At 56.1% G+C, this 13,535-nt stretch carries 10 protein-coding genes; 2 read left to right on the top strand and 8 right to left on the bottom strand.

Annotation, left to right across the window (positions count from 1 at the left end):
- Positions 1-297 precede the first annotated feature (297 nt).
- Both V6944_RS02915 and puuE read right to left on the bottom strand, forming a co-directional pair.
- Positions 298-1,569 (bottom strand): Glu/Leu/Phe/Val family dehydrogenase, encoded by a 1,272-nt coding sequence (locus tag V6944_RS02915; protein WP_333497813.1) that lies wholly within the window; start codon positions 1,567-1,569, stop codon positions 298-300.
- Between the two features lie 142 nt (positions 1,570-1,711).
- Entirely contained in the window at positions 1,712-2,977 is a 1,266-nt protein-coding gene (gene puuE, locus V6944_RS02920) for a 4-aminobutyrate transaminase (RefSeq protein WP_333497814.1), read from the bottom strand.
- A gap of 108 nt (positions 2,978-3,085) precedes the next feature.
- On the opposite strand from puuE, the gene pdxR reads away from it, so the two are divergent.
- A complete protein-coding gene (pdxR, locus tag V6944_RS02925; protein WP_333497815.1) occupies positions 3,086-4,603 on the top strand; it encodes a MocR-like pyridoxine biosynthesis transcription factor PdxR in 1,518 nt (505 codons plus the stop codon).
- A 29-nt stretch (positions 4,604-4,632) separates the two neighbouring features.
- On the opposite strand, the gene V6944_RS02930 is transcribed toward pdxR, so the two are convergent.
- The 4 genes from V6944_RS02930 to V6944_RS02945 form a co-directional block, all read right to left on the bottom strand.
- Positions 4,633-5,370, bottom strand: a complete 738-nt coding sequence (locus tag V6944_RS02930) for an SDR family oxidoreductase (protein WP_333497816.1) — start codon at positions 5,368-5,370, stop codon at positions 4,633-4,635.
- Between the two features lie 224 nt (positions 5,371-5,594).
- On the bottom strand, positions 5,595-6,311 hold the full coding sequence (locus V6944_RS02935; RefSeq protein WP_333497817.1) for a YebC/PmpR family DNA-binding transcriptional regulator: 717 nt from the start codon (positions 6,309-6,311) through the stop codon (positions 5,595-5,597).
- A 305-nt stretch (positions 6,312-6,616) separates the two neighbouring features.
- Positions 6,617-8,398, bottom strand: a complete 1,782-nt coding sequence (locus V6944_RS02940) for a diguanylate cyclase (protein WP_333497818.1) — start codon at positions 8,396-8,398, stop codon at positions 6,617-6,619.
- A gap of 117 nt (positions 8,399-8,515) precedes the next feature.
- A complete protein-coding gene (locus V6944_RS02945) occupies positions 8,516-9,625 on the bottom strand; it encodes an AI-2E family transporter (RefSeq protein WP_333497819.1) in 1,110 nt (369 codons plus the stop codon).
- 160 nt (positions 9,626-9,785) lie between these two features.
- On the opposite strand from V6944_RS02945, the gene V6944_RS02950 reads away from it, so the two are divergent.
- Positions 9,786-10,415: an NUDIX hydrolase gene (locus tag V6944_RS02950; protein WP_333497820.1), complete on the top strand. Its 630-nt coding sequence runs from the start codon at positions 9,786-9,788 to the stop codon at positions 10,413-10,415.
- A gap of 57 nt (positions 10,416-10,472) precedes the next feature.
- On the opposite strand, the gene nuoN is transcribed toward V6944_RS02950, so the two are convergent.
- Together nuoN and nuoM are read right to left on the bottom strand one after the other, a co-directional pair.
- The gene (gene nuoN / locus V6944_RS02955; RefSeq protein ID WP_333497821.1) at positions 10,473-11,930 is read right to left on the bottom strand and encodes an NADH-quinone oxidoreductase subunit NuoN; all 1,458 of its coding nucleotides are present in this window, start codon (positions 11,928-11,930) and stop codon (positions 10,473-10,475) included.
- 6 nt (positions 11,931-11,936) lie between these two features.
- On the bottom strand, positions 11,937-13,466 hold the full coding sequence (nuoM, locus tag V6944_RS02960) for an NADH-quinone oxidoreductase subunit M (RefSeq protein WP_185666815.1): 1,530 nt from the start codon (positions 13,464-13,466) through the stop codon (positions 11,937-11,939).
- Positions 13,467-13,535 lie beyond the last annotated feature (69 nt).

Here is a 13,535-nt window from a genome sequence, read left to right on the forward strand (position 1 = left end):
TCGACACCGGCGCGTCTTTCGACGCCCCCGCTGGCCCACCATTGAGATGTGACTAAGCGCACGACATAAAAATAGCGCTACGCGCTTTATGTCGTCGATGAAGTTAGTTCAGGGTTCCAATCCCAGCACCTGATTTTGCAGGTACAACAACAGGATACTGCGCTTAACGGGGCTGAGCAATACGGGTTGCTGGAAGAACGCTCGCAAAACTGAATGAAAATCATGCTGTCGTAACATGGTTAAAGCCCGATACGAAAACGTCATCGGGCTTGATTCCGCGCTACCAGCAAACAGAGATTACGGGTAAATCCCGCGCTCTTTCCTCGCGGTAAGAATACGCTCGCAGGCAATCGCATACGCCGCCGTGCGCAGCGAGATCTTCAGCTGCTGCGATTTATTCCACACATCATCAAAGGCGTTGAGGATGATTTTATCCAGCTTCTGATAAATCTCGTCTTCTGACCAGTAGAAGCTGGAGAAATCCTGCACCCACTCAAAGTAGCTCACCGTCACGCCGCCCGCGTTACAGATAACGTCCGGGAGCACGATAATGCCGCGTTCGCGCAAGATGTCATCGGCCTGCGGCACCGTCGGGCCATTCGCGCCTTCCAGCACCAGGCGGCATGAAAGACCTTCGGCGCGTTGGGCTGTAATCTGGCCCTCCAGCGCGGCGGGGATCACGATATCGTAGTCGTACAGCCAGAAAGCATCGGGGCTGACGTCAGCCGCACCCGGGAAGCCCTTTATCTTGCCGTTGGCGGTTTGCCAGGCGATAAGCGCATCAATATCAATGCCGGAAGCGTCATACAGCGTGGCGGAGTGATCCTGCACGGAGATGACCTTCGCCCCTTCGCTGGCAAACAACTGCGCGGCGACGCTGCCGACGTTACCAAAGCCCTGCACGCCAATACGCGCGCCGGTAATATCGAGGTTAATGTGTTTGGCCGCCGCCATCCCAGTGACAAAGACCCCGCGCCCGGTGGCCTTAACGCGCCCCAAAGAGCCGCCAAGGTGGATAGGTTTGCCGGTGACCACGCCGGTGGTGGTAGAGCCGACGTTCATCGAGTAGGTGTCCATCATCCAGGCCATCACCTGCGCGTTGGTGCCCACGTCCGGCGCCGGAATGTCCTGCTGTGGCCCAATAATCAGGCCGATTTCGCTGGTATAGCGGCGGGTCAGCCGTTCCAGCTCCTTCTTGCTGAGCTCGCCAGGGTCAACGCGAATACCGCCTTTAGCACCGCCGAAAGGCAGATTCAGCGCTGCGCATTTGATGGTCATCCAGGCGGATAACGCCATCACCTCTTCTAAGGTGACGTCCGGGTGGTAGCGCACCCCGCCCTTACCCGGCCCACGGGACAGGTTGTGCTGTACGCGATAGCCTTCGAAATGGCGCACGGTGCCATCTTCCATCTCCAGCGGAATGTCGACAATCAGCGCGCGTTTGGGGCGGATCAGCGTGTCGGCCCAGCTCTCCAGTTCACCTAAATACGGCAGCACGCGCTCAACCTGGGCAATAAAGATATTCCATGCGGAGTCGGGATCATTATTCAGAAACGACAGCGTTTTCATCGTTTACCTCAACAGTGAAATCGGATTTTTTAATAAAAAAACCGACGATACGGATGGCTATCGTCGGTGCTCGGATGAGCAAAGTACCACGGCACTAAAGATATCCATCTTGTGCAGAAAGCAAGGGTAACGTGGCGGTTCGTCAGTCCTTCAGGGCGTTTTTGATGATCTCCAGCGCCTGGGTGAACTGGAACTCCGGAATGGTTAACGGATAGAGGAAGCGGATCACGTTGCCATACTGGCCGCAGGTCAGCAGCAGTAACCCCTGCTCCAGCGCTTTACGCTGCACGCGCTGAGCGAGTTCGGCTGACGGTTCTCCGCTTGTCGGGTCGGTAAACTCTGCGGCAATCATCGAACCTACACCACGCACTTCTGCCAGACCCGGCGCGTATTCACGGGCATCGTTCAGGGTAACACGCAGGCGTTCGCCTAACGCATCGGCACGCAGGCATAGTTTCTCATCATCAATAATATCCAGCACCGCCAGCGCAGCCGCGACGGAGAGCGGGTTGCCCGCATAAGTACCGCCCAGGCCGCCAGGCGCTGGTGCATCCATGATTTCGGCTTTGCCCACCACGCCGGAGAGCGGCATACCGCCCGCAAGGCTTTTGGCGATGGTCATCAGGTCTGGTTTGTCCGCGTAGTGGTCCATGGCGAACAGCTTGCCGGTACGGGCAAAGCCGCTTTGTACTTCGTCGGCAATCATCACAATGCCGTGCTTATCGCAGATGCGACGAATTGCCGCGACGAAATCTGGCGGAGCCACGACAAAGCCCCCTTCCCCCTGGATAGGTTCGAAGATAATGGCGGCGACCTGCTCAGCATCAATATCGGCCTTAAACAGGCGTTCGATGGCTTTTACCGCATCCTCGGTGGTGATCCCGTGCAGCGCGGAAGGATAAGGCGCGTGGAATACCGAGCCCGGGAAGGGGCCAAAGCCTTTTTTATAAGGGGCCACTTTGCCCGTCAGGGCCATGGTCATGTAGGTGCGGCCATGGAAGCCACCGCCAAAGGCGATAACGCCCGGTCGGCCGGTGTGGGCGCGGGCAATTTTCACCGCGTTCTCTACCGCTTCGGCACCGGTGGTGAAGAAGGCGGTTTTCGCGTTGCTGCCCACCGGAGCCGCGGCGTTAATCTTCTCGGCAAGGGTGACATAGCTTTCGTAAGGGACAATCTGGTAGGCGGTATGGGTAAAGGCCTGCAGCTGCGCTTCAACGGCTTGCACCAGGCGCGGGTGGCGGTGACCGGTGTTGAGTACCGCGATGCCGGCAGCAAAATCAATAAACTGGCGACCTTCCACGTCCGTCAGGGTGCTGTTCTCAGCGGACTGCGCGAAGAAATCGCACATCACGCCCACGCCACGTGGGGTGGCGGCTAGGCGACGTTGATGCAGGTTTTTATTACTCATAGTGTTGCCTCATCCTTTTTTTATAAGTCTGTGAATACATCTCACTGCTATTTATTCATCATCTGGTACTCTAATCGAGAGCCAAAACGTTTTATTTTAAGGATCCAAATGCGTTCTCTTGCTGTAGATGTGATCACGCAGGCATTTTCGCAACAGACCGGTGAGAAATTACATCGTCGTCTTTATGCGGCGATATGCAGCTGCATTCTGGAAGGCAGCCTGAAGCCCGCCACCCGTATCCCTCCTTCCCGGGATCTGGCCAACGAGCTGGCGCTGTCGCGTAACACCGTGCTGCGCGTCTATGAGCAGCTTCAGGCGGAGGGGTATATCTCGGCCCGCACCAGCAGCGGCACCTTTGTCAGCGAGAGCGTGCTGGACAATCTGGTCCAGCGAAAGGCGCCGCCGTCGGCCCCGCCGCAGCAGGCGCTCAGCGTCCAATTGTCGGAACGCGGCCAGACGCTGCTGGGCAACGCCAGCGCCAGCCCGCGCCAGTGGGGCGCATTTGTGCCGGGCGTCCCCGACGTCACCCTCTTCCCGCATCGCGCACTGAAAAAAATTCAGGATCGCCTCGCCCGCCAGCCGCTGCCGCAGTATCTGACCTACGATGCCTACGGCGGCGTGGCCGAGCTGAAAGCCTCGCTGACCGATTACCTGCGCACGGCGCGCGGGGTGCGCTGCTCCCCGGACCAGATTCTGATAACCGAAGGGATCCACCAGGCGCTGGATTTGGTGACGCGTACCTTATGCAACCCGGGCGACCAGGCCTGGGTGGAGGAACCGGGCTACTGGGGCATCAAAAATATTCTGCGCATGAATGGGGTGAATTTCTCCGCCATCGCGGTGGATGAAGAGGGGCTGGTGCCTGCAGAAGAGAACGCGGTGCCGCCGAGGATGATTTTTGTCACCCCCTCGCATCAATACCCGCTAGGCTCGGTGATGAGCCTGAGCCGTCGTCAGCAGCTGCTGGCGCTGGCGCGGAAAACCCAAAGCTGGATTGTCGAGGACGATTACGACAGCGAGTTCCGCTTTGCCGGGCAGCCGATCCCATCCCTTCAGGGTCTCGAAGAGGCAAGCCCGGTGATTTACATCGGCACCTTCAGTAAAACCCTCTACCCGGCCCTCCGCCTCGGCTATATGGTGCTGCCGGTGCCACTGGCGGCGGCGTTAAAAAAGGTGCATAGCGATCTCTATCGCGGGGGCCACCTGCTGATGCAGGCCGCGCTGGCGGAGTTTATTCGCGAAGGTTACTACGCCGCCCATATCCGCAAAATGCGCCAGCTCTACAGCCGCCGTCGCCTCGCGCTGGTCGCGCTGATTACCCGACAACTGGGGAAAGAGTATCTGGGCGAGTTCAGCAGCAACGCCGGGCTGCATCTCATTTTGCAGCTACCCGATGATGCCGATGACCTCGCCATTACCCAGGAGGCCAACCAGCAGGCGCTGCTGGTGCGCCCCCTGTCACGCTACTTTGCCGACACACCAAGGCGCAAAGGGCTGCTGCTGGGGTTTGCCAGCATTGATGAAGAGGCGATGGCACCGGCGTTTACCCGGCTGGCGGAAATTATCAAAAAACACCTGCTTAACCGACTGATGCTGGCGGGCGGGGCGCAATTTTCGGTTCGATGATAGACTAACTGTAGACCCAGATTACGGCTCTATTCTTGCAAATCTTCGCGAGTTGGCCCCTGAAAGTAGATGCTACCGATATGGCAACTGCGAGGTTGGGTCAGCACAAAGCAAATCGTTTCCCAAATAGAACGTCCATCCATGAGACTCTCCCCCATTCGGGATTGAGTATCGACAGACGCGTCTAACCCAGTAACGTCAAAGTCTGGTGGGTATAATCCGGTCACCCGTATGTTTTCTTTGGATAATTGTCTGGAGAGTTTGGTAGTAAAACCGCTCAGTCCATGTTTACTGGCAAAAAACGCAGGATGAGCGATGGAATCGGTAAAATTCGGGATACCGCATGCCGATATTATTGAGACGATGTCAGCACTCTCTGAACGTCTTATTCCCGGAAGCAGTGTCTGAGTGAGGAGAATGGAACCCGTCAGACCAGAACTGATGGTCGTGATGATTTCAGCGCTAGGTTGATCGTCCATTGTCCCTGACAGCCACTGAGCAGCATTGAGGATCAAAATATCGATGGGCTTGTCGGCGCTTAGAAGCTGCGAAGAAAACTGAGAAATGGAGGCTGGCTGGGTTAAATCGCAGAGATAGCCTGTTGCCTTTCCCCCTTCAGCAGCAATAATGCTGCAGGTCTTTTCAATATCAGCGACACGCCGCGCAGAGAACATCACCTCGACGCCCTCTCGTGCCAGCCAAACGCACAGCGCCTGACCAAATCCCCCACCGCCGCCAGTGATTACGGCTCTTTTACCTCTCAACATCGCTATGCTTCCTTTTTATGAGGAGTATATGTTGATGGATATATAGCATGGTGAGGTGGGGTCACATCTTCCCTTTAGTGCCATTTACAGCGGTATGTAAACCGCTGTTTGCAATCTTTTCAGAACTGCTTTTGGCAATAACTATATCTGGCTAGATATAGTTATTTATAACGTCTTTATAAATTTAAAAATCTGCCATAACGGCAGATTTCTTTAATCTATAATTAGAGGTTGGCAACGTTGTGATAGACTTTCTGCACATCGTCATCATCTTCAAGAGCATCAACAAGCCCTTCAAAGATGGCTAAATCTTCTGGTGACAGTTCAATTTCTGATTGCGCAATCATTTCTAATTCGGTGGTCGCGAATTCAGTAATACCAGACGCTTTCAGCGCGGCAATACCTTTATGAAGATCGGTCGCTTCAGTATAAACCACGATGTTACCTTCTTCTTCGGTGACATCACGAACTTCCACTTCAGCTTCAAGCAGAATTTCAAAAATACTATCAGGGTCTGTTCCCTTAAATACAATCACACCGGTGTTGTCAAACATATAGCTGACCGCACCCGTTGCGCCGATGTTCCCGCCTTTTTTATTGAAAATGTTGCGGACATTAGCAATCGTGCGGTTAACATTAGAGGTCAGCGTTTCAGCGATAAGCATAGAACCGCTTGGCCCAAAGCCTTCATAACGCCCTGCTACGAAGGTTTCATCTCCGCCGCCTTTGGCTTTATCAATAGCTTTATCGATAACGTGCTTTGGAACCTGTGCTTGTTTCGCACGTTCAATAACGAATTTTAACGCGGAGTTTGATTCTGGATCTGGCTCGCCTTGTTTAGCAGCAGCATAGATTTCTACACCGAACTTTGCATATACGTTTGACGTTGCACCGTCTTTAGCCGTTTTTTTAGCAACGATATTGGCCCATTTACGTCCCACTGGAAGAGTCCCCTCAAATATTTATTTACGTTAACGCCAGATTAATAATCTGCACGTTTTTCCTCCGCATTATATCATGATATGTAAATACTCGTCTATGAGAACTAAAAACAGCCAATTTTCACGATGTGTTACTTTAATTATATAAATAATTAACATTGCGGATGAATTATTTTGAAATGAACTCCATGATATTATATTTCTATTATTAACAACCAAACGCCAGCAATAAAATATAATAGAAATAAGGCGGTATTCCTGAAAAATACCGCCGTCATTTTATTATAAAACCACGCTCACCTGCCCTACCCCGCCAGCGCCCCAAAGCTCACGATCCGCGAACGCCCTAGTTCTTTCGCCCGGTACAGCGCCACGTCCGCCGCACGCAGCAGACTGTCGCTCTGGGCATGCTGCGGGTAGCTCGCCACGCCGATGGAGACATCCACATGACCAATCTCCGCACCGCTAAAGCGCAGCACCAGTTCGCGCACGCCGTCGAAAATCTCGCTGGCGATGCGGTTGGCGGCCTCATCGTCCATGTCGTACAGCAGCACCAGAAACTCTTCGCCGCCGTAACGGAACGCTAAGCCTCGGTCCTGCACCACGCGCTGAATGGTGGAGGCGACGCTTTTTATCACACCGTCGCCCGCCTCGTGGCCAAAGCGGTCATTGATATTTTTGAAGTGATCGATGTCGATCATCAGACAGCTCATCGGCTCTTCGTTACGAATCGCCCGGCTCATCTGAGTATTCAGGATATCGTCCAGATGGTGACGGTTGCGCAGCCCGGTCAGCGGGTCGTAGAGCGCTTTTTCCAGCAGCGCATCGCGTAGTCGCTGGTTGGCTAACGCCAGGCCAAGCGCTTCCGCCATCAGTTCGAGGTAGGCGCGGGAAGGTGCGGTCTGTTCGTTGAGATTCTGGAATGAGAGCAGGCCGATGGCCTCGCCCTGGGCAATCAGCGGGACGCACAGCGTATGGTCGAGGCATGACTCCGGCAGATGGTAGCAGCCGATATCCGGTTCGCCGTGCACCGGCGGATGGCTCTGCCCGCGGCGCACCGCCCAGCACTCGTCCGGGTGGAACGGCGTCGGCTCGCCTTCCGGCGATAGCCAGGACGCCACGCAGCGCATCTGCCACGGATCGCGGTCGAGGATGTAGAGGCGCCCTGCCACGCCCGGCGCAATGTTCGGGGCAAAAAGCTCGGCGACGTTAACCACATCATCAAAACACTCGCAGCCCTGCAGACGCTGGGTCATGCGCGCCAGCAGTTCGCGTATCGCCCAGTCAGCATCGCGCTGCCGTTCAAGCTGCTGCCGCACCAGGCCGTTCTCGCGGAAAATACGGATCGCCTGCGCCATGTCGCCAATTTCATCAATCTGGTTAAAGCTCGGCGTTTCCACGGCATAGTCCTGCGAGGCCAGGCGATGTACCACGTCGCTCAACCGCACCACCGGGCGCAGCACACGGCGTTTTAAAATAAAGCCGAGGACGAATAAAAACATCAGCGCCGTCAGCCCTACCATCACCTCCGACAGCGTGCGCAGCATACGGGAGTCGCGGGTCGCTTCCTGAACCGCACGCAGCGCCCGGCTATCGAGCATCTGGCGGAAATGGTCCATGCGTTCCTGCGCCCGGTCAAGCTCCTGCTCGTAGACTTTGCCATACAGCAGCGATACGGCCAGCGGAGCCTGATCGTGTGCGAGATTGGCGAGCGCCGTTTGCTGCTCATCCTGCAGCCCATCAACAATCTCCAGCCCTTCATGCAGCAGCGCCAGCTCTTCCCCTGTCGCACCGGCGTCTTTAAGCTTTGACAGACGCTGTTCAATCTCAACCTGCTGCTTCTCTCGTTGCTGATATTCGCTCAACACCGCTGGGTCTTTACTCACTACGTACAGGCGCGCCAGGTCAGAGAGCGACCAGGCATCGCCGTCGACCTCATCCGTGAGTTGGTCGAACATCAGACGCTGCTGTACCGCCTGCCGCTCGGCGTTATCCGCACTGGAGGCCATCAGCATGACGATACCGGAGACAATCGTCAGACATACCGTCGCGCCGTAGGCCCAGTTGGTTATTGTGGCAATTCTCACCTGTCGGTTCCTTCTACTACCTGAAAACAAGAAGCATGATTGAAATTATAGGAAACGCCTGATTTCTCGTGACAATAAAAAGGCGACCTCAGGCCGCCTTTTGCTATTTCGTGATCGTCATGCCTCGGGCGGACTTTTGCCCTCTTCAATAAACTCTTCGTCCAGCCCTTCGACGTTCCCGGCGTGATCTCGCCCGGAGAAGAGGTTCCAGCAGGCGAGGAACAGCGCGGCAATCAGCGGGCCAATCACAAAGCCGTTGATACCGTAAATTTCCATGCCGCCAATGGTGGTGATAAGAATCAGGTAGTCCGGCATTTTGGTATCTTTGCCCACCAGCAGCGGGCGCAGAATATTGTCCACCAGCCCGACAATAATCACGAAGAAGCCGACGATAAACAGCCCCTGCCACACCTGCTGGGTGGCGAAGAGGAAGATTGCCGCCGGTACCCAGATAATCGCCGACCCTACGGCAGGCACCAGCGAGAGAAACGCCATCAGCGCGCCCCACAGCACGCTGCCGTCGATGCCGACAATGGCAAAGGCTATGCCGCCGAGCGTCCCCTGCACCACCGCAACCACCGCCGTGCCTTTGACCGTCGCCCGCGTGACGCCGACAAACTTGGCAAACAGGTGCTGCTTAACGATATCCGTCAGCGGTAAAGAGTCGAGGATCTGGCGCACCAGAAACGGCCCGTCTTTCAGCAGGAAGAACAGCAGATAGAGCATGATGCCGAAGCTGATGGTAAAGCCAAACGTCCCCTTACCAATCAGGAAGGCGCTGCCAGCAAGGTACTGCCCACCCGCCAGCGCGACGTCAGAGAGTTTTTTCTGGATCTGCGCAACGTTATCGAGATTGTGTTCTATCAGGAACCCGCGCGCCCAATGCGGCAGATGCGAGAAGAGGCTGGCTATCACCTGCGGAAAACGGGTGTTGTTCTCCTGCAGCTTGGTGTACACCACGTTCAGCTCAAGCGCCAGCGAGGAGAGGATCACCATCAACGGAATAAAAACGATCAGACAGATAATGCCGATAGTCAGCAGCGACGCCAATCCGTTACGATCGCCCAGTGCGCTGCGCAGTTTGTTTTTCACCGGGTTAAAGACGACGGTGAGTATCGCGGCCCACAGAATGGCGGAGAAATACGGCGACAGTACATCGAAGAATGCCCAGGTCACGAGCGCGAGAATGAAAATAAAGAAGCCTTTGGTCAATCCGTTAAATCGCATTAGTGAGTCCTGTTGCGGGGAAACAGTCTCGACTATAGAAGCGTTTAGCCGGATTTACCAGGTGGCATGTTCATTCCCCTTAACAGACAAGTGACCGCGCCAGGTATCCTACAAAGACCGTTTTCCAGCATTTTTACCGGAAAACACAACGGGAGGAAGCATGTCAGAAGTACTCAACGATAATGAACTTGCACGCATTGCTCAACGTTTACAAGCGCTGGCGCAGACCGGACTCACCTACACCAAAGACGTCTATGACCGAGAGCGATATGAGGAGCTGATGGGCATCGCCGAGCGGATGCTAACCGCGCGCTTTGACCTGCCGGAGGCCACGCTGCAAAATCTGCATAAGGTAGACACCGGCTACGCCACGCCAAAAACCGACGTCCGCGCCATCATTCTGCATGAAGGCAAGCTGTTGATGGTTCAGGAATCTGACGATAAAGGCTGGAGCCTGCCGGGCGGCTGGGCCGATATTGGCGATAGCCCTGCGCAAGCGGTCGAGCGTGAAGTGCGTGAAGAGACCGGGCTTGAGGTGAAAGTAAGCCGCCTTCTCGGCGTCTGGGACCGCAACCAGCACGGGCATCCGCCCTATCCCTGGCATGTCTATAAGCTGATTTTCCTCTGTGAAACGCTGGGCGGCGAGCTTGCCATTAGCCATGAATCGCTGGATATCGCCTACGTCGACCCGGACAACCTGCCGCCGCTCTCCCTGACTCGTATCGTGCCGGAAGAGATCCACGCTAGCATCCGCAGCATTCGTGAAAACGAACCGGTGTGGTGCGACTAGATATCCGGCAATAAAAAACCCCGCGTCGCGGGGTTTTTTCACATCGGTGACGATGGATTACATCATCGGCATCGCCAGTCGCACAATGCTAATCAGCGGCTGTGGATAGATACCCAGCACCAGTACCAGCAGCGCGGAGATCAGAACCACAATACCGCCTGCACTGTACTGCCAGTTAGATGGCGCATCGCGGTTTGGTTTTTCCGGTGCGCTCAGGTACAGGCTCACCGCCACGCGCAGGTAGTAGTAGAGACCAATCGCGGAACCGACAACCACCGCGCCAACCAGCCACCACAGGTGTGCCTGGACGCCGACGGCCAGCACGTAGAACTTGCCGATAAAGCCGAGGGTCATTGGGATACCGGCCAGAGACAGCATCATCACGGTCATCACCGCCGCCAGAATCGGACGGTGCCAGAACAGACCACGGTAGGCGTACAGAGACTCTGCATCCGGGCCACGGTACGGGCTGGACATCAGGCTGACGACACCAAACGCGCCGAGGCTGCTGAACAGGTAACCCGCCAGGTACACGCCAACGGTTTCCATCGACATCTCGCCGCTATGCAGCGCAATCAGCGCCACCAGCAGATAGCCAAGGTGAGAGATGGAGGAGTAACCGAGCAGACGCTTGATGTTGGTCTGGCTCAGCGCCATCAGGTTACCGAAGATGATAGAGGCAAAGGCGATCAGGCCCAGCACCACGCGTACCGCTTCGCTGTCGCCTACCGGCGCATACAAGAACAGACGCATCACCACGCCAAAGATAGCAATCTTGCTGGCGGTCGCCAGGAAGGTTGATACCGGCGCAGGGGCCCCCTGATAAACGTCCGGCGTCCACAGGTGGAACGGCACCAGAGAGAGCTTGAAGCCGAGGCCGACGATCATCATCCCCAGGCCTGCCAGCAGCAGCGGTTCGTGCAGCATGTTATCACTGAGGCTCTTACCGAGCGCCACGAAGGAGAGGCTACCGGATTCAGCGTACAGCAGCGCCATACCAAACAGCAGGAACGACGACGCAGCGGCGGACAGGATGGTGTACTTGATGCTCGCTTCCAGCGAACGCTTCTGCCGATAGGCGTAGCCAATCAGGCCGAACAGCGGTAGCGAGATCAGTTCAATACCGAGGAACAGCGCCGCCAGGTGGTTGGCGTTCGCCAGCAGAATACCGCCCATCGCGGCAATCAACACCAGCAGGTAGAACTCTTCCTTGTTGTCGGTATAGCCCTCAAGCCACGGGTAGGCAAAAGTACAGGTCGCCAGGCTCGCCAGCAGCACCAGCCCGGTGTAGAGCATCGCGTAGCCGTCAACGCGCATCAGCGGCGTGACGTCCATGGCCCCGCCCTGGCCAACAAACCAGAGCGAAACCAGCGCGGCGTTAAGCCCAAGCACCGCCAGCGTGGCGTTAAGGAAGTGATTGCGTCGCCACGCAATGGAGAGCATCACAACCACCACCGTCAAGCCGACGATCAGCAGCGGTAATAGCGCGATCAGTTGTTGTGGAGTTATTGTCATGGCGAATTACGGCCTTGTAGTTGAAACAGAATTAACAAACCACTGCTGGATGTTACTCATCGCAGAATGTGACGTGTCCAGAATCGGCTGCGGGTAGAAGCCCAGCAGAACCAGAAGCACGACCAGCAACAGGACGATAAACAGCTCGCGCAGCGACATCCCTGGCAGTTCTTTTGCCGCGATTTCACTCTTCGCTTTGCCAAAGTACGCACGGTGCAGCATCGCCAGCGAGTAAACGGAAGCGAACACCAGACCGAAGGTCGAAATCACCGTAATCGTCGGAACCACATGGTAGCTGCCGAACAGGATCATGAATTCGCCGACGAAGTTACCGGTACCCGGCATCCCCAGCGTACAGACTGCGAAGAACAGTGACAGCGCAGGCAACCATTTAATTTTGCTCCACAGACCGCCCATCTGACGCATGTCGCGGGTATGCAGACGTTCGTAAAGCTGACCACACAGAATGAACAGGCCGGCTGCGGACAGACCGTGTGCAATCATCTGGATAACCGCGCCCTGGTAAGCCAGCTGGCTGCCGGTGTAGATAGCAATCAGCACGAAGCCCATGTGGGAAACGGAGGTGTAGGCAATCAGACGTTTGATGTCGTACTGCGTGAACGCCATCCATGCGCCGTAGAAGATACCAATCACACCCAGCCACATGGCGATAGGCGCGAACTCCGCAGAGGCGTTAGGGAACAGCGGCAGCGCGAAGCGCAGCAGACCGTAGGCCGCGGTTTTCAGCAAGATACCCGCCAGGTCAACGGAACCGGCGGTTGGTGCCTGCGAGTGCGCGTCTGGCAGCCAGCCGTGCAGCGGCACCACCGGCATTTTCACCGCGAAGGCGATGAAGAAGCCCAGCATCAGCAGGTATTCCACGCCGTGGGACATTGGCGTCTTCAGCAGGTCCTGATAGTTGAAGGTCCATACACCGGTCGCATCGTGGTGCACGAACACCAGCGCCAGGATAGCAATCAGCATCACCAGACCGCTCGCCTGGGTATAGATGAAGAACTTGGTGGCCGCCGTGATACGCGTTTTACCATCGGAGGCTTTATGGCCCCACAGCGCGATCAGGAAGTACATCGGCACCAGCATCATCTCCCAGAAGAAGAAGAACAGGAACATGTCGATGGCCAGGAACACGCCGATAACGCCGCCCAGGATCCACATCAGGTTGAGGTGGAAGAAGCCCTGGTATTTCTGGATTTCATTCCAGGAACAGAGCACTGCCAGCACACCCAGCAGACCGGTCAACACCACCATCAGCAGCGACAGGCCGTCGAGCGCGAGGTGAATCGTTATCCCAAAGCGTGGGATCCACGGCAGGATGAACTCAGACTGCCACTGCGGCAGACCGGTGGATTGGGTGAGTGAGTAGCCGCCCTGCAGCCACAGCTGCAGGCCAAGCGCCAGCGTCAGTCCCATGGTGATCAGCGCGATCCAGCGCGGCATCTTCACGCCAAAGCGTTCGGTCTGCCAGCAGAGGAAACCGCCGATAAAGGGAATCAGTATTAGCCAGGGTAATAACATGGCAATTCATTTCCTTATTAATCTATCCGGAGGCGACAAGCCCGCCAGAACAGGAAAACAGCACGACAT

The organism is Kluyvera sp. CHPC 1.2972, from assembly GCF_036759925.1.
GTDB lineage: Bacteria > Pseudomonadota > Gammaproteobacteria > Enterobacterales > Enterobacteriaceae > Kluyvera.